At 64.2% G+C, this 21543-nt stretch carries 20 protein-coding genes; 14 read left to right on the top strand and 6 right to left on the bottom strand.

All coding sequences use genetic code 11. The features are described 5' to 3' along the window. Nucleotides 1-10: 10 nt before the first annotated feature. From gcvT to VLA65_RS02740, 6 genes are all read left to right on the top strand, one after another. Nucleotides 11-1144, top strand: coding sequence for a glycine cleavage system aminomethyltransferase GcvT (gcvT, locus tag VLA65_RS02765; RefSeq protein ID WP_332601727.1), 1134 nt, complete (start codon nt 11-13; stop codon nt 1142-1144). A gap of 528 nt (nt 1145-1672) precedes the next feature. Continuing rightward, a complete protein-coding gene (gene gcvH, locus VLA65_RS02760; RefSeq protein ID WP_059388212.1) occupies nt 1673-2056 on the top strand; it encodes a glycine cleavage system protein GcvH in 384 nt (127 codons plus the stop codon). Beyond that, complete coding sequence (glyA, locus tag VLA65_RS02755; RefSeq protein ID WP_332601726.1) at nt 2053-3390, top strand: serine hydroxymethyltransferase; 1338 nt, start codon at nt 2053-2055, stop codon at nt 3388-3390. Before gcvH ends, glyA begins: the two co-directional genes overlap by 4 nt. A gap of 302 nt (nt 3391-3692) precedes the next feature. Next, a complete protein-coding gene (locus VLA65_RS02750) occupies nt 3693-5123 on the top strand; it encodes an L-serine ammonia-lyase (RefSeq protein ID WP_306963016.1) in 1431 nt (476 codons plus the stop codon). Nucleotides 5124-5499: 376 nt separating this feature from the next. After that, nucleotides 5500-6573: a lipid II:glycine glycyltransferase FemX gene (locus VLA65_RS02745; RefSeq protein WP_332601725.1), complete on the top strand. Its 1074-nt coding sequence runs from the start codon at nt 5500-5502 to the stop codon at nt 6571-6573. A 96-nt stretch (nt 6574-6669) separates the two neighbouring features. After that, complete coding sequence (locus tag VLA65_RS02740) at nt 6670-8148, top strand: threonine/serine ThrE exporter family protein (protein ID WP_284989610.1); 1479 nt, start codon at nt 6670-6672, stop codon at nt 8146-8148. A 34-nt stretch (nt 8149-8182) separates the two neighbouring features. On the opposite strand, the gene VLA65_RS02735 is transcribed toward VLA65_RS02740, so the two are convergent. Together VLA65_RS02735 and VLA65_RS02730 are read right to left on the bottom strand one after the other, a co-directional pair. After that, nucleotides 8183-9022: a siderophore-interacting protein gene (locus VLA65_RS02735; RefSeq protein ID WP_332601724.1), complete on the bottom strand. Its 840-nt coding sequence runs from the start codon at nt 9020-9022 to the stop codon at nt 8183-8185. A 15-nt stretch (nt 9023-9037) separates the two neighbouring features. Beyond that, nucleotides 9038-9805: a uracil-DNA glycosylase gene (locus VLA65_RS02730; RefSeq protein ID WP_284989612.1), complete on the bottom strand. Its 768-nt coding sequence runs from the start codon at nt 9803-9805 to the stop codon at nt 9038-9040. A gap of 136 nt (nt 9806-9941) precedes the next feature. Between VLA65_RS02730 and VLA65_RS02725 the strand changes: the two genes are divergently transcribed. The 6 genes from VLA65_RS02725 to VLA65_RS02700 all read left to right on the top strand — a co-directional run bounded on the left by VLA65_RS02725 (nt 9942) and on the right by VLA65_RS02700 (nt 16799). Beyond that, nucleotides 9942-10277 carry a DUF3263 domain-containing protein gene (locus VLA65_RS02725; RefSeq protein ID WP_059388211.1) on the top strand — a complete coding sequence of 112 codons (336 nt, stop codon included), beginning with the start codon at nt 9942-9944 and terminating at the stop codon, nt 10275-10277. A gap of 49 nt (nt 10278-10326) precedes the next feature. Continuing rightward, nucleotides 10327-10950, top strand: coding sequence for a LytR C-terminal domain-containing protein (locus VLA65_RS02720; protein WP_059388210.1), 624 nt, complete (start codon nt 10327-10329; stop codon nt 10948-10950). Between the two features lie 139 nt (nt 10951-11089). Further along, nucleotides 11090-11293, top strand: coding sequence for a cold-shock protein (locus VLA65_RS02715; protein ID WP_059388209.1), 204 nt, complete (start codon nt 11090-11092; stop codon nt 11291-11293). Nucleotides 11294-11388: 95 nt separating this feature from the next. Next, the gene (locus tag VLA65_RS02710; RefSeq protein WP_332601723.1) at nt 11389-12645 is read left to right on the top strand and encodes an ABC transporter substrate-binding protein; all 1257 of its coding nucleotides are present in this window, start codon (nt 11389-11391) and stop codon (nt 12643-12645) included. 296 nt (nt 12646-12941) lie between these two features. Beyond that, the gene (groL, locus tag VLA65_RS02705) at nt 12942-14570 is read left to right on the top strand and encodes a chaperonin GroEL (protein WP_059388204.1); all 1629 of its coding nucleotides are present in this window, start codon (nt 12942-12944) and stop codon (nt 14568-14570) included. Between the two features lie 1125 nt (nt 14571-15695). Continuing rightward, nucleotides 15696-16799, top strand: a complete 1104-nt coding sequence (locus VLA65_RS02700; protein WP_332601722.1) for a ribonuclease HI family protein — start codon at nt 15696-15698, stop codon at nt 16797-16799. An 88-nt stretch (nt 16800-16887) separates the two neighbouring features. On the opposite strand, the gene VLA65_RS02695 is transcribed toward VLA65_RS02700, so the two are convergent. The 4 genes from VLA65_RS02695 to VLA65_RS02680 all read right to left on the bottom strand — a co-directional run bounded on the left by VLA65_RS02695 (nt 16888) and on the right by VLA65_RS02680 (nt 20242). Then, entirely contained in the window at nt 16888-17178 is a 291-nt protein-coding gene (locus VLA65_RS02695; RefSeq protein ID WP_059388207.1) for a WXG100 family type VII secretion target, read from the bottom strand. 149 nt (nt 17179-17327) lie between these two features. Then, the gene (locus VLA65_RS02690; RefSeq protein WP_332601721.1) at nt 17328-18809 is read right to left on the bottom strand and encodes a sensor histidine kinase; all 1482 of its coding nucleotides are present in this window, start codon (nt 18807-18809) and stop codon (nt 17328-17330) included. Nucleotides 18810-18811: 2 nt separating this feature from the next. Next, nucleotides 18812-19522, bottom strand: a complete 711-nt coding sequence (locus VLA65_RS02685; protein ID WP_059388206.1) for a response regulator transcription factor — start codon at nt 19520-19522, stop codon at nt 18812-18814. An 84-nt stretch (nt 19523-19606) separates the two neighbouring features. Beyond that, a complete protein-coding gene (locus VLA65_RS02680; protein WP_284989616.1) occupies nt 19607-20242 on the bottom strand; it encodes a LysE/ArgO family amino acid transporter in 636 nt (211 codons plus the stop codon). Between the two features lie 69 nt (nt 20243-20311). Here VLA65_RS02680 and VLA65_RS02675 point away from each other — a divergent pair, with 69 nt between their 5' ends. Both VLA65_RS02675 and VLA65_RS02670 read left to right on the top strand, forming a co-directional pair. Then, complete coding sequence (locus VLA65_RS02675; protein ID WP_332601720.1) at nt 20312-21220, top strand: LysR family transcriptional regulator ArgP; 909 nt, start codon at nt 20312-20314, stop codon at nt 21218-21220. A 92-nt stretch (nt 21221-21312) separates the two neighbouring features. Continuing rightward, nucleotides 21313-21540, top strand: a complete 228-nt coding sequence (locus tag VLA65_RS02670) for a hypothetical protein (RefSeq protein WP_059388202.1) — start codon at nt 21313-21315, stop codon at nt 21538-21540. The last annotated feature ends 3 nt before the right edge of the window (nt 21541-21543 follow it).

Genomic DNA, 21543 nt, shown 5'->3' with positions numbered 1-21543 from the left:
ACTCCTCACGATGACTGAGAACTACACTGCGCTCTACGAAGAGCACAAGAAGCTCGGCGCTTCCTTCACCGATTTCGGTGGCTGGCAGATGCCCCTGAAATACTCCTCCGAACTGGCCGAACACCACGCAGTACGTAACGCCGCCGGCTTGTTCGACCTTTCCCACATGGGCGAAGTCTGGGTCACCGGTCCGGAAGCCGCGGCTTTCCTGGACTACGCCTTGGTGGGCAAGATCTCCGCCATGTCGGTTGGCAAGGCCAAGTACTCACTGATCTGCCAGGAAGACGGCGGCATCATCGACGACCTCATCACGTACCGCCGCGGCGACGCCAAGTTCCTGGTGGTTCCGAACGCCGGCAACGCCAAGGTTGTCGCCGAGGCGCTGGCGCAGCGGGCAGCCAACTTCGACGTCGTCGTCGAGGACGCCTCCGCGGCAACCTCGCTGATCGCCGTCCAGGGTCCCAAAGCGGAAGCAATCCTCCTCCGCTTGGTCCCGGCCGAACAGCACTCCCTCGTCACCGGGCTCAAGTACTACGCCGCCGTTGAGGTGCCCTTCACCTTTGCCGGGAACACCACGGATCTGCTGCTCGCCCGCACCGGTTACACGGGCGAGGACGGCTTCGAAATCTTCGTGGACAACGACGCCGCTGCCGCCCTGTGGCAAGCAATCGCGGACGTTGCCGAGGACGGCGAGCTGATCCCCGCCGGCCTGGCCTCACGCGACTCCCTGCGCCTCGAAGCCGGGATGCCGCTGTACGGCAACGAGCTCTCCCGCGAAGACAACCCCTTCTCGGCAGGCCTGGGCCCTGTTGTCTCGCTCGCCAAGGAAAGCGACTTCGTAGGCCGCGCTGCCCTGGAAGCCCTGAAGGCTGAGGGCGCCGGTTCCACCAGCGGCCGCAAGCTGGTTGGCCTCAAGGGCTTGGGCCGCCGCGCCGGCCGCAGCCATTACCCGGTCCTCAAGGACGGCGCAGTTGTCGGCGAAGTCACCTCCGGCCAGCCCAGCCCCACCCTCGGCTACCCCGTAGCGTTGGCCTACGTCGACGTCGAACACGCCGAACCGGGCACGGCCCTGGACGTGGACTTGCGCGGCAAGTCCGAGCCGTTTGAGGTTGTCGCCTTGCCGTTCTATAAGCGGACCAAATAAGTTTCGGATGGGTGACCGTGGTTGCGTTTAGCCCGTCGGGACCGACATCCTCTGCGGGCTCGGTCGCGAAAGACGCCCGCTGAGCGGACGTGACGCTCCCTTAGACGCCCGCTGCCGGATGCCGGTCCCGATGGGGCCGTCCTCGTCACCTTTGGTTATCGAACTGATGGGTGGTTATCGAACAGAAGGGCGAACGGTATGGACCTCGGCTCACCCTTGGTGCCTCTGTTGCGAACCTGCACCTGTCGCGTTCGATCGCCCTAGGTTTTTGGAAGGTGGGCTACCTCCCGCAGGTTGGCCCACTGGAACTGAATCGGCCTACTGGAACCACGGGTCACCTACTAATCCCGAAAGGGCCAGCGTTCTTTTCCGGAACTGTTGGCCCCGAAAACTGAACTGGCGGACGGCGGGTGACGGGATTCCGGCAGCGTGCGTCTAAGCGAGGAACGAGCGAGCACGCCGAGGAATTCCGTCACCCGCCACCCAACCCGACCACAATTAGATTTAGACCAACGCAAAGGAAAAAACATGGCAAAAGTTGCACCTGAACTCCAGTACTCCGACGAGCACGAGTGGGTTGCCCGCGAAGCCGGCAACCTTGTGTCTGTCGGCATTTCCGCCGTGGCCACCGACGCCCTCGGCGACATTGTGTACGTTGACTTGCCCGAGGTCGGTGCCGCTGTGACTGCGGGGGAGACCTGCGGCGAGGTTGAGTCCACCAAGTCCGTCTCGGACCTGTACTCCCCGGTGACGGGCGAGGTCACGGAAGTGAACTCCGCCGTCGTCGACGATCCCGCACTGATCAACAACGATCCGTATGGTGCGGGGTGGCTCTTCAAGGTGGCCGCCGAGTCCGACGGTCCGCTGCTTTCCGCGGAGGAATACGCTTCCAAGAACGGTGGCGAGCTGTGAGCGCCGCAACCGGGGCCGCAGGTACCGATAACACCCTGTTCGAGCAGGTAGTTTCGCCGAGCCTGGACACTGTCTTGTCCGTGCTGGATCCGGAGATCGCGGCAAAGATCGACGACGAGCTGAACCGCCAGCGTTCGGGCCTGGAAATGATCGCGTCCGAGAACCACACCGCCGTGGCCGTCATGCAGGCTCAGGGCTCGGTCCTGACCAACAAGTATGCCGAGGGCTACCCGGGCAAGCGCTACTACGGTGGCTGCGAGCACGTGGACGTCATCGAGCAGTTGGCCATCGACCGCGTGAAGGCCCTCTTCGGTGCCAAGTACGCGAACGTGCAGCCGCACTCCGGCGCCCAGGCCAACGCTTCGGTGATGCACGCCCTCATCAAGCCGGGCGATACCATCATGGGCCTGAACCTGGCCCACGGCGGTCACTTGACCCACGGCATGCGGATCAACTTCTCCGGCCGCCTGTACAACGTGATCCCGTACCAGGTCCGCGAAGAGGACCACCGGATCGACATGGCCGAGGTGGAGCGCCTGGCACTCGAGCACAAGCCGGCGCTGATCGTGGCCGGCTGGTCCGCCTATGCCCGCCAGCTGGACTTCGCCGAGTTCCGCCGCATCGCCGACCTCGTGGGCGCCTACCTCATGGTGGACATGGCGCACTTCGCCGGCCTCGTGGCCGCCGGCCTGCACCCGTCCCCGGTCCCGCACGCGCACGTCACGACGTCGACGACGCACAAGACCCTCGCCGGTCCGCGCGGCGGCATCATCCTGAGCAACGACGCCGACATCGCCAAGAAGATCAACTCCGCGGTCTTCCCGGGCCAGCAGGGCGGCCCGTTGGAGCACGTGATCGCCGGCAAGGCCGTGGCCTTCAAGATCGCCGGTTCGGAAGAGTTCAAGGAACGCCAGGAACGTGTGCTGGCCGGTGCCCGGATCCTGGCCGAGCGCCTGGTCCAGCCGGACGTCACTGCCAAGGGCATCAACGTGATCTCCGGCGGCACGGACGTGCACCTGGTGCTCGTGGACCTGCGCAACTGCGAGCTCGACGGCCAGCAGGCCGAGGACCGCCTCGCCGCGATCGATATCACCGTCAATCGCAACGCGGTTCCGTTCGACCCGCGCCCGCCGATGGTGACCTCCGGTCTGCGGATCGGCACCCCGGCATTGGCAACACGCGGTTTCGGTGAAGCGGCGTTCCGTGAAGTTGCGGACATCATCGCTGAGGCACTGATCGCCGACGCCGGCGCGGACCTCTCCGGCCTGCGTCACCGCGTGGAGGCACTCGCCGCCGCGCACCCGCTCTACCCGGGCGTCGCGAACCTCGCGTAGTCAGAGATCGGATCGGCAACGCCCGTCGGGTCCGACCTCCTCGGCATGCTCGGTCGCGTAGACGCCCGCTGAGCGGACGTGACGCTCCCTTAGACGCATGCTGCCGGAGGCCGGGCCCGAAGGGGCCCTCTGGTCGCCTCCTTTGAAGCGCGAGAACATTGACCGTTCGCTCTGGTGACGGCTAGACAGCGGGTGAGCGTATTCCGGAAGCGTGCGTCAAAGCGACGAAGGAGCAGCACGCGGAGGAATGCGGTCACCCGCCACCCATCCCCAACCACCCACCATCTAGTTAGGAACCGACAATGGCTGTTGGCGTCTTCGATCTTTTCTCTATTGGGATTGGTCCTTCGAGTTCGCATACCGTGGGGCCGATGCGGGCTGCTGCGGTCTTTGCGGGTGAGCTGAAGGATTCCGGTGCCCTGGAACGGGTGGCGTCGCTGCGCGTTGATCTGTATGGTTCCTTGGCTGCCACGGGCCGGGGGCACGGCACCATGACTGCGGTGCTGCTGGGCCTGGAGGGTTACCACCCCGAGGAGATCCTCCCCGAGGAAGTGGAGGAACGGCTCGCGTCGATCGCGGAGACCGGTCTGCTGAGCCTTTGCGGCGCCGTCGATCCCGAGTCCGGGGTGTCCTTGCCGTACGGGGAAGCGGACATGATCCTGCACCCGCTCACGGTTCTTCCCCGGCATACGAACGGGATGAAGTTCTCCGTGTCCGACGCCGACGGCGACGTGCTGCACGAGGCCACGTTCTTCTCCGTGGGCGGTGGCTTCATCGTCCGCGAAGGCGAAGAAGACGCGGCCCAGAAGGAACTGGAGGAGTCCAAGAAGGAACTCCCGCTGCCCTTCCGCACCGCCGCCGAACTCATGGGCCGTTGCTCCTCCAAGGGGCTTGGCATCTCGGAAATCATGTTCATCAACGAACGCGCCTCCCGCACCGAAGAGGAAATCCGCGAAGGCCTGCTGCACATCTGGTCCGTCATGGAGGCCTGTGTTGAAACGTCCCTCAAGCGCGAAGGCGTGCTGCCCGGCGGACTGAAGGTCCGCCGTCGGGCCCCGGACTGGCACGAGCGGCTCCTGAAGGAAACCAAAGACCAGGACCCTGACTACCGGGATCCGAAGTACTGGCAGGAATGGGTGAACCTGATCGCCCTGGCCGTGAACGAGGAAAACGCCTCGGGCGGCCGCGTGGTCACCGCGCCCACCAACGGCGCCGCCGGGATCATCCCCGCCGTGCTGTACTACGCCTTGCATTTCGCCCCCGGCATGGACAAGGCCACGCAACAGGACCGCGACGACGTCGTAGTGAAGTTCCTGCTCGCCGCGGGCGCCGTCGGGGTGCTCTACAAGGAGCAGGCCTCGATCTCCGGCGCCGAAGTGGGCTGCCAGGGCGAGGTCGGCTCCGCTTCCTCGATGGCCGCCGCCGGATTGGCCGAAGTCATGGGCGGCTCCCCGGGACAGGTGGAAAACGCTGCCGAGATCGCAATGGAACACAACCTCGGACTAACCTGCGACCCGATCGGCGGACTCGTGCAGATCCCGTGCATCGAACGCAACGCGATCGCAGCGGCGAAGGCCATCAACGCGGCGAAGATGGCGCTCTGGGGGGACGGCACCCATCGCGTCTCCTTGGACGAGGTCATCGTGACCATGCGCGAGACCGGCAAGGACATGTCCTCCAAATACAAGGAAACCGCCATGGGCGGCCTCGCCGTCAACGTCGTGGAGTGCTGACCGCCGCTTCTTGATATTCGAGGCGGCGGCCACCCGATGGCCAAGCGGGGCCCAGCAATGCTGCGGATGCCATGGCGGCGAATACCGACCACCAGCTGTTGCTGCGGCCGGTGGTGAGCGGCGGAAGGGGGCGGTAGACGATCAACGGATCCTCCTGGTTCGGCTTTCGTTGTAACCACTTTCCGTTGCCCGGATAGCTGCGGACTTTGGGGAACCTTTGCCGCGGCTGTGAGAAATCGAAAGGGGCCCAGCCCAAGGCGTTGGAAACGGATCAGGCGGTGGCTCGCTGTGAGGGCCGATAGACTTGGAGCTGAACGCCTGCGCCGCACACCGGTGCCTGCTGCCTCACGTACGCAACTGATTGGACACGGCCCCCTTGCGAGAATTTACCGCACGCTTTGCCACCGCCGAGGAAATCGAACACTGGGACAAACACGTCACGGCCAACCCCAACGGCGGCAACCTCCTCCAATCCGAGGCCTTCGCGGACGTGAAGCAACACTTTGGCTGGAAGCCCTTGCATCTCGTCTACGAGACCGCGGACTACAGCAGCTACAACCTGGTCCTGGAGAAGAGCTTTCCACTGCTCGGCAAGCTCTGGTACCTCATCAAGGGCCCCGACGTTGCCGGCGTCGAGGACATTCCGGGGATCATCAAGGCCAACCGGGAATTCGTGAAGCGGGACAAGCTCGGGGTTTTCGCCATTAAGATCGAGCCGGACATTGTCCTCAGTGGCGAAGCCCGGGACGCGATCGAGGCCACCGGAGTGGTCAAGACCCCCAACCTGCAGCCGAACGACTCCACAGCCCTGCTGGACATCTCTCCCGAGGAGAACCAGTTGCTGCGCAACCTGCATTCCCGCGGACGCAACGCCGTTCGCCGGGCCATCCGCGAAGGCGTTGAAGTGCACACCATGGAACCCACGGAAGAGAGCTTCCGTTCGATGTATGCGCTGATGACTAACACGGTTGAGGCGAAGTCCCAAGTGCGGGTCCGTGAATTCGGGTACTATCGCCAGTTCTGGACCAACTTCATCGAGCGTGGCCAGGGCAGGCTCCTCTTTGTCTTTGAAAACGGTGTGCCATCGGTCGGAGCCTTCGTCATCAACTATGGCCGGAAAGGCACCTACAAGGACGGCGGATCGCTGCAGAAGCGCGCGCAGTACGGCGATTCGCACTTGGTCCAGTGGACGGCCATCAACCAAGTCAAGGAACTGGGTTGCACGGAGTACGATTTCTGCGGCACTCCGCCCGCGGACCGGCTCAAAGACACCTCGCACCCGTTCCACGGACTTGGCCTGTTCAAGACCAGCTTCAGCAAGACCGTCACCGACTTCGTCGGCTGCTATGACCAAGTCATCAGCCCGCTGAAGTACAAGCTCTGGACTGCTGCGGGCGAACGTATCGCACGGCAGATCTACACCCGTCGCACGGGTCAACAGTTCTACTAGGCCAGCAGTTCCAGAAGGCTCGCAGCGCCACCCCGCCTACCTCAAGTTGCACGACACCGTATTTGGAGGAACCACGCCCTTTGGAGGAACACCCGCGTGACTGACCGCCCCGACAACAGGCCCAACACGGACGGCTTGCCCAAGACGCAGCCGCTCAAGCCATCCCAGGTGCGCCAGAATGTCAACGCCAAGCGCATGCTTCGCAGGCTGGTGCAGGGGGAGAACCCTCCCACTGCCCCCATGAGCATCGTCGACCGCCTGGCGGGTAGTCCCTACGCCAACCCCATCATCCATGTGGGCGGTGTTGACGCATCGGCCCGCAAGACCATCGACTTCGCCCTGCATATGGCCGAAACGATGTTCCGCTACGGGGCAGGTGCCCTGGAAGTGGAGACCAGCATCATCGCGGTCACGGCTGCGCTCGGCTTGAAGAACATCGAAGTGGACATCACCAACCAGTCGGTCGCGCTCAACTATGCGCCCAAGGACCAGACCCCCATCACACTGCTCCGGGTTGTTCGCTCCTGGACCAACAACTACGCAGGCCTGGCCCAGGTGCACCAACTCGTCACGGATATCGTGGCTGGCGGTGTGGGCAGGTCAGAAGCGGTGAACCGGCTGGATGACATCATCCGCAGCAGCAAGCCCTTCCCACGGTGGATGGTCACCATGGCGTTCGGCGTCTTCTCTGCTGTCTTCGTCGGAGTCCTGGGCGGGGGACTTGGCGCATCCGCCCTGGCTTTCGTCTCCAACATGCTTGTCAATCTCGTGGCCCGGCAATTGGGCAAGTGGCGCACGCCCGACTTCTTCGTGACAGCGGCCTGCTCCTTCCTGGTCACGTTCATCGCGCTCATGCTCCACTGGACCGGGGCAGACATCCCGCCGTCCATCGTCGTGGCGGGCGGCATTCTCCTGCTGTTGCCAACCGGGCGGCTCGTCTCTTCCGTGCAAGACGCCATCAACGGATTCCCCGTGACTGCGGCCGGACGATTCCTGTCCACGATCCTGACCTTCGGCGCGATCGTTGCGGGCATCGCCGTCGCGGTAGTTGTGGGTGACCTCATCGGCAGCGTCGCGATCGACGTCACGCAAACATTCCCCGAGGCGTATCCATTGTGGGGCCAGGCCATCCTGATAGCCGTAGCCGTGATTGCCATCGGCATCACCGAACAGACCCTGCTCAAACTTCTGCTCCCGACGGCGGCAGTGGGTTTGGTGGGTTACTTCGTCTTGTGGGGGGCTTCCAGCCTTGGTTTCGGAGACCGGCTCTCGCCGGCGATTTCCGCCGTGGTCATCGGCCTGCTCGCGCGGATGGTGGCGCTCAGGCTCGGAGCCCCGCAGCTCGTGGTCGCCGTCCCGGCAGCCCTCATCCTGCTCCCGGGCCTGAAGATATTCCGTTCCATGTATGTATTGACGGTGCAAGAAGCAGATGTACTGGTGGGTTCGGGAGGCATGCTCAACGCCGGAGCAATCGTGCTGGGTGTGGCCGCGGGAATCGTGCTGGGGGACAACCTTGCCCGGCCACTGACCAAGGGACTGGCCAGCAACGAGCGCCGCCGCGTACGCCGGCGCTAGCCGCGTCCGCTGGGCCGCCAAGCGGTAAGGGCCGCTAGATCTGCCCGATAGGGAGTTTCTTCTCCGCCTGGAAATCGTCCTCCACACGCCCCTGGGCCCAGTATCCGGAAAGCGATACCTGGGACCGCTCGAGCCCACGCTGCGTGAAGAAGATGTCGCGCAGGCCCTTCATGTAGCCGCGTTCACCGTGCGCAAACACGTCTACGCGTCCGGGCAGCCACTCGGCTTCGCCCAAGGCATCGAGCAGGATCGAGCTTGATCCGGCCGGGACTCCGGAGCGAAGGAGCCAGCGCAGCTCCACGCCCTCGGGAGCGGCGATATCAAGGATGTCCGCGTCGCTATCGACTTCGAGGAAAGCAAGGCCCTTCGCGTCGGCCGGCAGGGATTCGATCGCGGCGGCAATCGCCGGGAGCGCGGCGTCGTCGCCGGCGAAAAGGTACCAGTCGGCGTCGGGCGCCGGGTTGTAGGCGCCGCCGGGGCCCGTGAAGACAAGTGTGTCGCCGGGCTGGGCCGCCAGGGCCCATGGGCCTGCAAGGCCTTCGTCGCCGTGGACCACGAAGTCGATTGCCAGTTCCTGCGCAGCTTCGTCCACCCAACGGACGGTGTAGGTGCGGGTGTACGGCCATTGTTCGCGCGGCATGGTCTCGCGGATGGCCCACAGATCCAGCGGCAACTCATACTCGACGCCGGGCTGCGGGAACACGATCTTCACATATCGGTCCACGAAGCCGTTGTTCGCATAACCGGCAAATCCGGGTCCACCAGCAATGATCCGCACCATGTGGGGCGACAGCTGTTCCGTGCGCAGCACAGTCAGGTTCACTTGGGGGCGGGTATTGCGGGATGCAGACGACGTGGCGGGCAAAGATGTCATGTAGGCAAGCCTAAGCTAGGGTAGCGGTGGAAGCTCCCAGATGACGGGATCCGCGCCTTGCATCCGGAGCAGGGCGTTGGCGCGGCTGAACGGGCGAGAGCCGAAGAAGCCCCGCGACGCGGAGAGCGGGCTGGGATGGGCGGAGGAGATCACGGGGGCGCCTTCAAGCAGCGGCTGTACGGCTTCAGCGTCCTTGCCCCACAGGATCGCGACGAGCGGACTCTGCTGCCCGGCAGCATTTCGTCGGCGGGCGACGGCGGTGACCGCCGCCGTCGTGATGGCCTCCCAGCCTTTGCCCCGGTGCGAGCCGGCAGCACCGGCCGCGACGCTGAGCACCCTGTTCAGGAGGAGTACTCCTTGGCCCGTCCAGGCCGAAAGATCGCCGTGGACCCGCGGCGGGAGCCCGAGATCGGTTTCCATCTCCCGGTAGATGTTCGAGAGGCTGCGGGGGATGGGCCGTGTTTGTCCGGAAACCGCGAAAGAGAGCCCGACGGCGTGTCCCGGCGTCGGGTAGGGGTCCTGGCCCAGGATCAGCACCTTCACGTCGGCCAGCGGCTGCCGGAAGGCACGAAGTATGTTGGACGCCGCAGGCAGCACGTGCGCTCCGCGGCCGGCCTCGGCCGCCACGAAGGCGAGCACCGAGCGCAACTCGTCCTCGATGCCGGAGAGCGCGCCCGCCCAGTCCGGCGCCATGAGATCCTCCAAGGCCATTCCGGGTAGTGCCTCGAACCCGGCGGAGTGATCTTCGGATTCAAGCTCAAATAACGCTTCTTCGCCTGCCACCCAGCCATTGTCCCTGTCCTCGCGGTCCGGGGGAAAGCGCCGGCCCTCAAGGCGGCGGGGCAAATGACATCGGTGTTATTCGCCCGTTACCATGGGCGGGGGACATTTTTCAGTCAATGCGTCGAAGGAGTGTGTCGTGGCAGAACCCGCACGGGAACCCATGGCGTCCGAAGCAACTGGATTGGTGCTCGAAGACCTGTCCGCCGGACTCCGCAGTGATTCGCCGCTCGGCGAGCGTGAACAGCAGATGCTCGCCCTGGAGAGGCAATGGTGGAAGTACGCCGGGGCCAAGGAACAGGCCGTCCGGGAACTCTTCGATCTCTCCGCGACCCACTACTATCAGCTGCTCAATGCCCTCATAGACACCGAGGAAGCATTGGCGCACGATCCTATGCTGGTCAAGAGATTGCGTAGACTACGTATGTCACGTCAGAGGGCCCGCACAGCGCGCCGTCTCGGTTCCGACGCATAGAGCACCCGCTGATCCCCCAGCCAGCAAGCAGCAAGGACAAGGCTTCACCATGACCAAATTTGCCCGGGATGAATTCGACCGTGTCCCGCAGAGCTCATCGCGGCAAGGTGTCCACAGGCTCGTCGCGTCTGCTTCCCGGCCGGCCCTGTGGCCGGTGCTGCTGCTGGGCGGCATCGCACTTGCCGTAGGACTCGTTGCCTTCCTGATCCTTCCGAAGCTTGGCTTCACCTCGTCGACGACGCCGCAAGCCGTCGTCACCGCTGACACTTCCAAGCAAAGCGCCGCGGCGCCACCTTCGGCGAACAGCTCTGCGCAGGCATCCAGCCAGCCGTCCACCCAGCCGAGCCCGGGCGACACTCCGTCCAGCACGCCGACGCCGACGCCGACCACGGCGCCATTGGACAAGACGGCGGCAGTAGCGGTCTACAACGGCACCACCACCGGTGGCCTGGCTGCGCGTGTGGCCGGCATGGTGCAAGGCGGAGGATGGCCGTTGTCCACTGTCGCAAATTGGGGCGGCATGCCCCAGCAGACGTCGTCGGTCTTCTACAAAGGCGCGGCGCAGAAGGGCAATGCCGAAGCCCTCGGCAAATTGCTGGGCATTTCCAACCTCGTGGACAGCGCGGAGTTCCAGCAGCCCGTGGTTGTGGTTCTGGGCCCCGGTTACAAATAGCAACTCGGTTACGCCTCAATAACATTGCGGCCACCCGCACCCAAGGTTGCGCTATGGCAACGTGACTGTGGTTACAGTAGTTGTGAGCTGGCCCGGAGATCCCGGAAGCCGGCCACTGCTAGTTGAAAGTGTGGGGATCATGGCTTTGGGAACCGTCAAATGGTTCAATGCCGAAAAGGGCTACGGATTCATCACCGTGGATGAGTCCGGTGACGACATCTTTGTGCATTGGTCCGCCATCCAGATGGATGGCTTCCGTGCGCTCGAAGAAGGACAACGCGTCGACTTCGAACTGGGCGAGGGCCAGAAGGGCCCGCAGGCAGAAAGCGTGCGGCTTATCTAGTGGGTGTTGCGGCAACAGAGCTGTCCTGGCCCCTCGGAGCGCGCCGGTCCCGGGTAGTTTCTCTTCTTGCAGCTTCGGCAGCCTTGGCCCTTGGAGTGGCCGGATGTTCCGCCCCCGTCGGCAACGCCAGGCTTGCCTCGGTTACGCCGAGCGGTGACGGCGTCCTGCGCATCGGCGTGATCCTGGACAATACCGGTGGTTCCGCATTCCTCAACGAGTCCGAGCTGGCTGCCGCCAAGTTGGCTGTCAAACAAATCAACGACGCCGGCGGATACAAGGGCCGTCCCGTCGAGTTGCTTCCGGCGACGGCGGCCGGTGAAGGCAGTGGCGCGAGCCAAGGGGCCGGCGCGGCGGCCTTCACCGCCGACACGGCTGCACAAGCCAAGGCGTTGATGTCCGCCCACGCAGACGTCGTCGTGGGGCCGAGCGATTCGAGCCATGCGCCCGCCGCGATCGATGTGCTCTCTCCCGCCCGGATTCCGCTCATCTCGCCGGCGAACACGGCGTCGGGGCTGAGCAGCTACAAGAATGGCGGCTTCTACTTCCGCACGTCTGCCGCTGATGCCGCACAGGGCAGCGTCCTGGCGAAGCTTGCCCGCGACGCCGGCGCCAAGCGCATTTCGGTCCTCCACGAAGCCGGGGATTACGGTACGCGCGTCTCGGGAGCGGTCCTGGACGCTGCCCGCGGCCTCGGAATGGACGCCGTGTCCAACGAGGAATTCGCGGCAGGCAAAGCAGCTCCCGCCGCGGCGGGCATCAAGTCCGGTACGCCGGACGCCGTCGTCGTGGTTGCCCGTGATGGCGCCCAAGGCGCCCTGGCTGAGCTCCTGAATGCGGGGCTGAGCGGCAAGAGCCTGATCTTGAGCGACGGCGCGATCCGCCAATACGGAACCGCGCTCGGTGCAGGGGGCCTCGACGGCGCGCGGGGAATTCTTCCGGGCGTCTTCCCGAGTGCGGAGTTCCAAGCCGAGCTGACGGGCATCGACCCCAAGCTCAAGGACACGACCTACGCTGCCGAGACGTACGACGCCGTCACCCTCGCGGCGCTTGCCGCCTCAACGGCGGGCGACGATGCGGGAGGCTCGATCGCGGCCTGGCTCACCACTGTGTCCGGCGGAGTGCGTCCGGCGTCGGGCGATGCGGCAACGAAAGAACGTACGTCTTGTGCCTCATACAAGGACTGCGTCGAGGTGCTGAAGGGGGCCAAGCTCCCGGATTACGACGGCGAGTCCGGCACCATCGGGTTCGACGCCAACGGGGACGTTACCTCGTCCAATTACATGGTCTTCACCTACGGGGCTGACAACACTGCGCGGGTCAGTGGCAAAGAGACGGCCTCCCGGACTCCGTGACGGCTTGTGCCCGTAGCGAATTCCCTGGGCGTGGCGAGTAGTTTCCGGCTCTTCCTGCTTGCACTCTCCTCGGGTGAGTGCTAATTATTGATTAGCACTCTCAGGCATTGACTGCTAATCCTTCACGGCTCCGGCCGTATGGAAATGGTGGCGGTGCCTGGGGGAACAAAGAAAACCTTGCTGGGGTGAGATCCGGAGCACGCGGCGTACAGAGGCCGAATGTGAAGGATCGTCCGTCGCGGGCACCGCAGTGAAGGCACCTTCTTAACGACTGTCCCGAAAGGACTACCGCCGTTATGGCCAAGATCATTGCATTTGATGAAGAGGCACGCCGCGGTCTCGAGCGGGGTCTGAACATCCTCGCCGACGCCGTCAAGGTCACCCTCGGCCCGCGTGGACGCAACGTCGTCCTCGAAAAGAAGTGGGGCGCCCCCACGATCACCAACGATGGTGTTTCCATCGCCAAGGAGATCGAGCTGGACGATCCTTACGAGAAGATCGGCGCCGAGCTGGTCAAGGAAGTTGCCAAGAAGACGGACGACGTCGCTGGCGACGGCACCACCACCGCCACCGTCCTGGCCCAGGCTCTCGTCAAGGAAGGCCTGCGCAACGTAGCTGCCGGCGCCGACCCGCTGTCCCTCAAGCGCGGCATCGAGAAGGCTGTTGACGCCGTCATCCGTGAGCTGCTCGCCTCCGCCAAGGAGATCGAGACCAAGGAAGAGATCGCAGCCACGGCTTCCATCTCTGCCGGCGACACCGAAATCGGTAACCTCATTGCTGAAGCCCTGGACAAGGTCGGCAAGGAAGGCGTCATCACGGTCGAGGAATCCAACACCTTCGGCCTGGAGCTTGAGCTCACCGAAGGCATGCGCTTCGACAAGGGTTACATCTCCGCTTACTTCGTCACCGACGCAGAGCGCCAGGAAACGGTCCTCGAAGACCCGTACATCCTGATCGTCAACTCCAAGATCTCCAACGTGAAGGAACTCGTTGCGGTCCTGGAGAAGGTCATGCAGTCCAACAAGCCGCTGCTGATCATCGCCGAAGACATCGAGGGCGAGGCCCTGGCCACCCTGATCGTCAACAAGATCCGTGGCACCTTCAAGTCCGTTGCCGTCAAGGCTCCGGGCTTCGGTGACCGCCGCAAGGCACAGCTCGCCGACATCGCCATCCTCACCGGTGGCCAGGTCATCTCCTCGGAGGTCGGCCTCAGCCTCGAGAACGCAACCCTCGAACTGCTCGGCAACGCCCGCAAGGTTGTTGTCACCAAGGACGAGACCACCATCGTCGAAGGTGCCGGCGACGCCGACGCCATCGCCGGCCGCGTGGCGCAGATCCGTGCCGAGATCGAGAACTCCGATTCCGACTACGACCGCGAGAAGCTGCAGGAGCGCCTGGCCAAGCTGGCCGGTGGCGTTGCAGTCATCAAGGCCGGTGCCGCAACCGAGGTAGAGCTCAAGGAGCGCAAGCACCGCATTGAGGACGCAGTCCGCAACGCGAAGGCTGCCGTTGAAGAAGGCATCGTCGCCGGTGGTGGCGTTGCCCTCATCCAGGCCGGTGCCAAGGCATTCGCCAACCTGCAGCTCGAAGGCGACGAAGCAACGGGCGCCAACATCGTCCGCGTTGCCATCGACGCTCCGCTCAAGCAGATCGCTTACAACGCGGGCCTTGAGCCGGGCGTTGTCATCGACAAGGTCCGCGGCCTGCCGTCGGGCCACGGCCTGAACGCTGCAACCGGCGTTTACGAGGACCTGCTGGCTGCCGGCGTCAACGACCCCGTAAAGGTCACCCGCTCGGCTCTCCAGAACGCTGCCTCCATCGCTGGTCTGTTCCTGACCACCGAGGCCGTTGTTGCCGACAAGCCGGAGAAGAACGCTCCGTCTATGGGTGGCGGCGACGACATGGGCGGCATGGGCGGCTTCTAGCCCCCGCTGTAGCTCACCAGCCACACGCACGACGGCGGTCCCCACTTCAGGTGGGGGCCGTCGTCGCCGTTTAACGACGCTCGCTCACGTATGTCGGGTTTTGGGCGGACGCTCGCTCACGTATGTCGGGTTTTGGACGGACGCTCGCTCACGTATGTCGGGTTTTGGGCGGACGCTCGCTCACGTATGTCGGGTTTTGGACGGACGCTCGCTCACGTATGTCGGGTTTTGGGCGGACGCTCGCTCACGTATGTCGGGTTTTGGACGGACGCTCGCTCACGTATGTCGGGTTTTGGGCGGACGCTCGCTCACGTATGTCGGGTTTTGGACGGACGCTCGCTCACGTATGTCGGGTTTTGGGCGGACGCTCGCTCACGTATGTCGGGTTTTGGACGGACGCTCGCTCACGTATGTCGGGTTTTGGGCGGACGCTCGCTCACGTATGTCGGGTTTTGGACGGACGCTCGCTCACGTATGTCGGGTTTTGGGCGGACGCTCGCTCACGTATGTCGGGTTTTGGACGGACGCTCGCTCACGTATGTCGGGTTTTGGGCGGACGCTCGCTCACGTATGTCGGGTTTTGGACGGACGCTCGCTCACGTATGTCGGGTTTTGGGCGGACGCTCGCTCACGTATGTCGGGTTTTGGACGGACGCTCGCTCACGTATGTCGGGTTTTGGGCGGACGCTCGCTCACGTATGTCGGGTTTTGGACGGACGCTCGCTCACGTATGTCGGGTTTTGGGCGGACGCTCGCTCACGTATGTCGGGTTTTGGACGGACGCTCGCTCACGTATGTCGGGTTTTGGGCGGACGCTCGCTCACGTATGTCGGGTTTTGGACGGACGCTCGCTCACGTATGTCGGGTTTTGGGCGGACGCTCGCTCACGTATGTCGGGTTTTGGACGGACGCTCGCTCACGTATGTCGGGTTTTGGGCGGTCGCTCGCTCACGTATGTCGGGTTTTGGACGGACGCTCGCTCACGTATGTCGGGTTTTGGGCGGACGCCCGCTCACGTATGTCGGGTTTTGGGCGGACGCCCGCTCACGTATGTCGGGTTTTGGGCGGACGCCCGCTCAGTTCTGGGGTCAAGGAGTGTCGGGGTGGTCTGGCAGGATGGAAACCATGACGATTATTGCTGCCGCCGATGGTTCTGCCCTCGGCAATCCCGGGCCTGCCGGTTGGGCCTGGTACGTGAACGACTCTTGCTGGAGGGCCGGGGGGTGGCCGCACGGAACCAACAACCAGGGCGAGCTCATGGCGGTGCTGGACCTCTTCCGGTCCACGGCACATGTTCCCGATGAAGAGCTGAAGATTCTCTGCGACAGCCAGTACGTCATCAATTGCATCACCAAGTGGATGCCGGGATGGAAGCGCAAGGGCTGGCGCAAAGCGGACGGGAAGCCCGTCTTGAACGTCGATCTCCTCAAGGACATCGACCAGGCTATTGTCGGCCGCAAGTACTCGTTCGAGTGGGTCAAAGGCCATGCCGGCCACGACCTCAACGAGGCGGCCGACGATCGCGCGCGTGCGGTCGCCACAGCGTTCCAGCAGGGAATAGCCGCGCCTGCCGGGCCGGGCTATCCGGGAGCTGAAGCCGCACGGTCCTTGTCCCGCACGCTGTCAGTCGGCACACCATCAGTCGGCACGCCGTCAGCCCGCACGTCGTCAGCCCGGACAGCGCCTATGGAGGCGCCCTCGCTTTTCGACGACGACCACGACGACGCGGATGCCCAGGATGAAGACCTCACGTTGTTCGGCGGTCAGGACCTCTCAACCGGATCGTCCTTGCCGAACGCGGCGGGGGCGTTCACGGAGCAGGAGACGTTCATCGAGCCCACTTTGTTCGCCGGCGACGACGAAGGGGTCCTTGGCCAGGCCGGAGGGCGCTCGGACGAAGAAACGGTCATTCTCCTTGAGAGGGAGCTCCTGAGGCCCGACGTCAGGGGAGACCTCGGGCGCACAGGGATCCTGCTGCACCCGGACTTTACCGAGATTGGCAGCTCCGGACGCGTCTGGTCCCGGGACGAACTCATGATGGCGTTGGAGGGCGATCCCGGGGAAAACGCGGAAGTAGAAATAATTTCCGCTGAACGCCTCTCCAGTAACACCATGCTGCTCAGTTATAGAAGTTATGGGCGAACAGGCTCCGCATTGCGGAGCTCGATCTGGTTGCTCGACGACGGCCGATGGCGGTTGCGCTTCCACCAGTCGACGCCGGAGAAGTAACGGCTCAGAAGCAACCGGACCCTGGAAAGCGGCTGGACCCCGGCGGGACGGCGGATTGGCCGCACCGCCGGGAACCCGGGCCCAGCTGTCAGTAACTGAACCGCTGGGTGTTGCCTTGCTCGGTTTGGAGGTAGCTTGCCGCCGCGGAGGACAGCGCGAGGTTGATGGATGCGAGCGAAGCCTCCACCTTGTTCTGGGTCAACGTCCACTCCGAGACGAGGGCCTGGAAGTTGTTGGCCGCTGATCCCTTCCACGTAGCTTGGAGCTCGTCCAGGCCCCGTTTCATCGCTTGGACGTCGGCGCTGATCCGATCCACGGTGGCCTTGACGTTGGCGGACTTGAGCTGGAGCAGTTCAGTATCGACGGAGATAACGCTCATGGGGCGTTGCCTTTCAATCAAAGAGATCCGCAGGTGCGGCTGGCTTGTGGTCCACACCACGAGCCTAGAAGCCGTCACATGGCCCGGACAGCGCCGAGTCTCCCTATGTGGACAACTCGCTCAATCAAGCCGCCAGGCATAGAAAACTGCTAGTCGGAGATCTCCGCCTCGGCGATGCCCGCATCTTCGGGCATCTCGGACAGCTCGTCCTGGAAGGGGAGGCTGACAACCAGGGTGGCTCCGCCGCCGTCGGTCTCTTCGACCCGGACGGTTCCGCGGTGGGATCCGACAATTGCAGCCACAATCGCGAGACCGAGCCCGCTGCCGCCCGTTTCCCGCGTGCGCGAAGTGTCCGCCCTGTAAAAGCGCTCGAAAATCCGGGGCAGTTCCTCGGCCGGAATGCCGCTGCCGTGGTCCCGCACCTCGAGAACGGACAACGGGCCGGCGGGCGTGTTCCGGACCCCGACGGCGAGCTCAATCGGCGTTCCTTCGGGGGTGTAGCGCAAGGCGTTACCCACCAGGTTCCCCAGGACCTGACGAAGCTTGGCCTCGTCACCCTGGACCGGGGCGGGCGCTGCCGCTCCGCCGTCGAGCCCTGTGAGCGAAATCTTCCGCTCGCCCGACGTTGCGAGTGAGTCTACGACGGCGTCATTCGCCAGTAGGTGCAGATCCACCGGCTTGAGCTGCAAAGGCCGTTGTTCGTCCAGGCGGGCCAGCAGCAGCAGGTCTTCCACCATGGATCCCATGCGCTTGGCTTCGCTCTCGATCCTGCCCATGGCGGTACCAACGTCTTCCGGCGTGGCAAGGGCGCCGTGGCGGTAAAGCTCGGAGAAGCCGCGGATGGTGACCAAGGGCGTGCGCAGCTCGTGGGAGGCGTCGGCGGCGAATCGCCGCATCCTTGCCTCGGAGGCGGCACGCGCCGCAAAGGACGATTCAATGTGCGCGAGCATGGCGTTGAGGGAGGCGCCCAGGCGGCCGACCTCGGTGACCGGATTCTCGATATCCACGCGACGCGAGAGATCACCGGCAGCGATTGCGGCCGCCGTCTTCTCAACGCGGGCGAGGGGGCGGAAGGAACGTGCAACGGTCCATGTCGCGATGAAGAACGCGAGCACCAGGGTCAAGAGTCCGACGCCGACCACCACGAGCGTGGCGTGTTCCATGACTCGGTCCACGGGGGACAGCGGCAGGCCTACGATCACCACCGCGTTCTGCCCGGTCCGGTTGTCCACTACGTTGACCGCCACCACACGCCAATCGCCGCCAGCGGTGCCGTTCACCTGGAAGGGTGCGTAATTGCGGTTCTTGGCCTCAACCGGGGTGATGTTGGCGATGCTCGGCCGATCCGTCTTGCTTCCGCCGAACGGATAGGGCGGCTGGCCCTGGACGTAGAGCGTCAGGGAATAGTCCGTGGGCACGGCGGGGCTCGCCTCAGACAGGTTGGCAAAGGATTGCTGCTGCTGGGCGATCTGGACGGCAGCCCTGAGTTTGTCATCCACTTGCCCTTGGAGGTAGCTCTTGACGAGCGTCAGCGTCCCGGCGCCAGTGGCGGCCAAGGCAAGGAGCAGCAGCCCCATGATGATGGCGACCAGCTGCGACCTGAGGGAGGCCGACTTCCAACGGTTGAACAAGGTCAGCGCTTCTCGGCCGTCCGCAATACGTAACCGACGCCGCGCTTGGTCTGGATCAAGGCAGTGGCATCCGGATCAATGTCCACCTTGCGCCGGAGGTAGGAAATGTAGGACTCAACAATCGAGGCGTCGCCATTGAAGTCGTATTCCCAGACGTGGTCCAGGATCTGCGCCTTGGAAAGCACCCGGTTGGGGTTCAGCATGAGATAGCGGAGCAGCTTGAACTCGGTGGGCGACAGCTCGATGATGGTGCCGCCGCGGCGGACCTCGTGCGCGTCGTCGTCGAGCTCCAGGTCATCCACGCGGATGACGGCGTCGTCGTCTTCCATCGGCTGCGTGCGGCGAAGCACGGCGCGGATCCGCGCCACCACTTCATCCAGGCTGAAAGGCTTGGTGACGTAGTCGTCGCCGCCCACGGTCAGGCCCGTGACCTTGTCCTCCGTGTCGTCCTTGGCAGTCAGGAACAGGACAGGGAAGTGCTTACCGGCGGCGCGAAGGCGGCGGGTGACAGTGAACCCGTCCATGTCGGGGAGCATGACATCCAGGACCGCGAGGTCCGGGGCGTGAAGATCGGCGGCAGCGAGCGCTTCGCGGCCGTTCGACGCCGCAACGACCTCAAAGCCAGCAAAGCGCAGCGAGGTGGAGAGCAGCTCACGGATGTTGGGTTCGTCGTCGACGACGAGGAGCTTGGCTTCGGGGCCGTTCTTTTTCATACCATTCATGATGCTCCCAGTTTCTGGGAGTTGACTGGACGCTTGTTGTGAGAATTATCGGGGTGTCGTGGTTGTGGGCCCGGGCTAACTGCCGAGAGCCAGCCCGACGCCGAGTCCCACCATGGTGACAGCAATTCCGCCGTCAAGGATTCGCCAGGACGCCGGTCGCGCAAAGAATCCGCGCAGCAGTTTCGCGCCGAAGCCGAGGGAACAGAACCATAGGATACTGCCCAGCATGGCTCCGGCGCCGAACCACCACTGCAGCCCGGGTCCTTGCGCGTTCGCCACGGATCCCAGGAGCAATACGGTGTCCAGGTAGACGTGGGGGTTGAGCCATGTCAGCGCCATGACAGTCGCCAGTGCTGACGCCAGTCCGCTTCGGCCGGCCCCCGACGGTCCAGGTTCCGCGGAGACGAGCGCTTGCGGCCTTAGGATGCGCCGTGCCGCCATCACGCCGTATGTCACCAGGAATGCCGCACCGACATAGCGGAGAACGACGACGGCGGCAGGCGCCGCGGCGAGCAGGGCGCCTGTGCCGAGTACCCCGGCCGCGATGAGCACGGCGTCCGAGATGGCGCACACGGCAACGACCGCACCGATATGCTCGCCGCGGATGCCCTGCCGGAGGACGAAGGCATTTTGGGCGCCAATCGCGACAATGAGGGCCAGGCCTGTGCCGAGGCCCAAGCCGGCGGCGTGGAAGACGTCGGGGGAGTTCATTCTTCGAGGCTAAGTTCCACCTTCGTCATTAGTCCAGCTAATTATTCTTAAGCATCGTAAGATTGTCTTATGGCCAGATTCTCCTCCGAACAGTTGCACACCTTCGCCGCCGTGCTCACGGAAGGCACGCTCGACGCCGCCGCCCGGTCACTGAACATCACGCCGTCGGCGGTCTCCCAGCGTCTCAAGGCGCTTGAACAAGCGTCCGGAAGGGTATTGCTGCAGCGCAGCAATCCGGTCCAGGCCACGGAGTCGGGACATGTGGTGCTCAGATTGGCGCGGCAGCTCGCCCAATTGGAGGCCGACGCCGAACTTGAACTGGGCCTGCCCGGCGAATCCCCGATGGTCTCGGTTCCGATCGTGGTCAACGCGGATTCCTTGTCCGTCTGGTTCCTCAAGGCCCTGACAAGGGTTCCCGCGGAGCTGCACGCCGTCTTCGATCTTCACCGCGACGACGAGCAATATTCCACGTCCATGCTGCGCGCCGGAACTGTCATGGCCGCAGTGACCGCGACTCCTGAGCCGGTGCAGGGATGCCGGGTGGAGCCGCTCGGGAGCATGCGATACCGTGCCGTCACCACTCCGGGCTTCAGGGCACGGTGGCTTCCCGACGGCGTCGATGTCGCCTCGCTCTGCGCTGCTCCCGCCGTCGACTTCGACCGCAAGGACGAGTACCAGCACCGCTTCCTGGAACTCCTGGGCGGTGCGGCTCGTGGGATGGAGCCTGCAGGCCCGCGCCACTTTGTTCCGTCCAGCCAGGAGTTTGCCGAGGCCATTCGTTTGGGGCTCGGGTGGGGATTGCTGCCTGAACCGCAATGCGGCCGGGACATAGCCGATGGATCCCTGGTGGAACTCGCGCCTGAGCGGCCATTGGACGTGCCTCTGTACTGGCAAAGGTGGCGGACACCGTCGCGCATATTGGACGCTGTGACCGAGGCGGTCCGGAGCACCGCCGCGGAAGTGCTGCGCAGGGCCTGAATGGTGCTGCGCAGGCCTCGGCAATCCGGCCAAAAGCCAACACGCCGCGGGCACAGTCCTAAATTGTCGGACCCCGGATTCACACTTGAGCCATGGAAAACAAACAAGAATCACGCGTTGAAATTCAAGACGTCGAATTCCATGTCAGCTACCTGGACACACTCTCCGGACGCATCGAGCACGAGGACTTCAGCGACCGCCGCGCCGCCGAACGCTTCGCGGATGCGCAGCTCAAGGACGAGGAGTCCTGGGCTGTGGTCGACGTCGTCGTGCGGCAAGGAGCGCAGCCCCAGGAACACGCACAACAGCTGGTTGCCTAGCCA

The organism is Arthrobacter sp. S2(2024) (assembly GCF_036662515.1).
Taxonomy (GTDB): Bacteria; Actinomycetota; Actinomycetes; order Actinomycetales; family Micrococcaceae; genus Arthrobacter.
Note: the sequence above shows the minus strand (reverse complement) of the source record. Positions and strands in the feature narration are given on the sequence as shown.

What these genes read in the sequence shown, in the direction of transcription:
- gcvT (WP_332601727.1), top strand. Translation starts at nt 11, where the DNA reads ATGACTGAGAACTACACTGCGCTCTACGAAGAGCACAAGAAGCTCGGC.
- gcvH (WP_059388212.1), top strand. Translation starts at nt 1,673, where the DNA reads ATGGCAAAAGTTGCACCTGAACTCCAGTACTCCGACGAGCACGAGTGG.
- VLA65_RS02750 (WP_306963016.1), top strand. Translation starts at nt 3,693, where the DNA reads ATGGCTGTTGGCGTCTTCGATCTTTTCTCTATTGGGATTGGTCCTTCG.
- VLA65_RS02735 (WP_332601724.1), bottom strand. Translation starts at nt 9,022, where the DNA reads ATGACATCTTTGCCCGCCACGTCGTCTGCATCCCGCAATACCCGCCCC.
- VLA65_RS02720 (WP_059388210.1), top strand. Translation starts at nt 10,327, where the DNA reads ATGACCAAATTTGCCCGGGATGAATTCGACCGTGTCCCGCAGAGCTCA.
- VLA65_RS02715 (WP_059388209.1), top strand. Translation starts at nt 11,090, where the DNA reads ATGGCTTTGGGAACCGTCAAATGGTTCAATGCCGAAAAGGGCTACGGA.
- groL (WP_059388204.1), top strand. Translation starts at nt 12,942, where the DNA reads ATGGCCAAGATCATTGCATTTGATGAAGAGGCACGCCGCGGTCTCGAG.
- VLA65_RS02700 (WP_332601722.1), top strand. Translation starts at nt 15,696, where the DNA reads ATGACGATTATTGCTGCCGCCGATGGTTCTGCCCTCGGCAATCCCGGG.
- VLA65_RS02695 (WP_059388207.1), bottom strand. Translation starts at nt 17,178, where the DNA reads ATGAGCGTTATCTCCGTCGATACTGAACTGCTCCAGCTCAAGTCCGCC.
- VLA65_RS02685 (WP_059388206.1), bottom strand. Translation starts at nt 19,522, where the DNA reads ATGAAAAAGAACGGCCCCGAAGCCAAGCTCCTCGTCGTCGACGACGAA.
- VLA65_RS02680 (WP_284989616.1), bottom strand. Translation starts at nt 20,242, where the DNA reads ATGAACTCCCCCGACGTCTTCCACGCCGCCGGCTTGGGCCTCGGCACA.
- VLA65_RS02675 (WP_332601720.1), top strand. Translation starts at nt 20,312, where the DNA reads ATGGCCAGATTCTCCTCCGAACAGTTGCACACCTTCGCCGCCGTGCTC.
- VLA65_RS02670 (WP_059388202.1), top strand. Translation starts at nt 21,313, where the DNA reads ATGGAAAACAAACAAGAATCACGCGTTGAAATTCAAGACGTCGAATTC.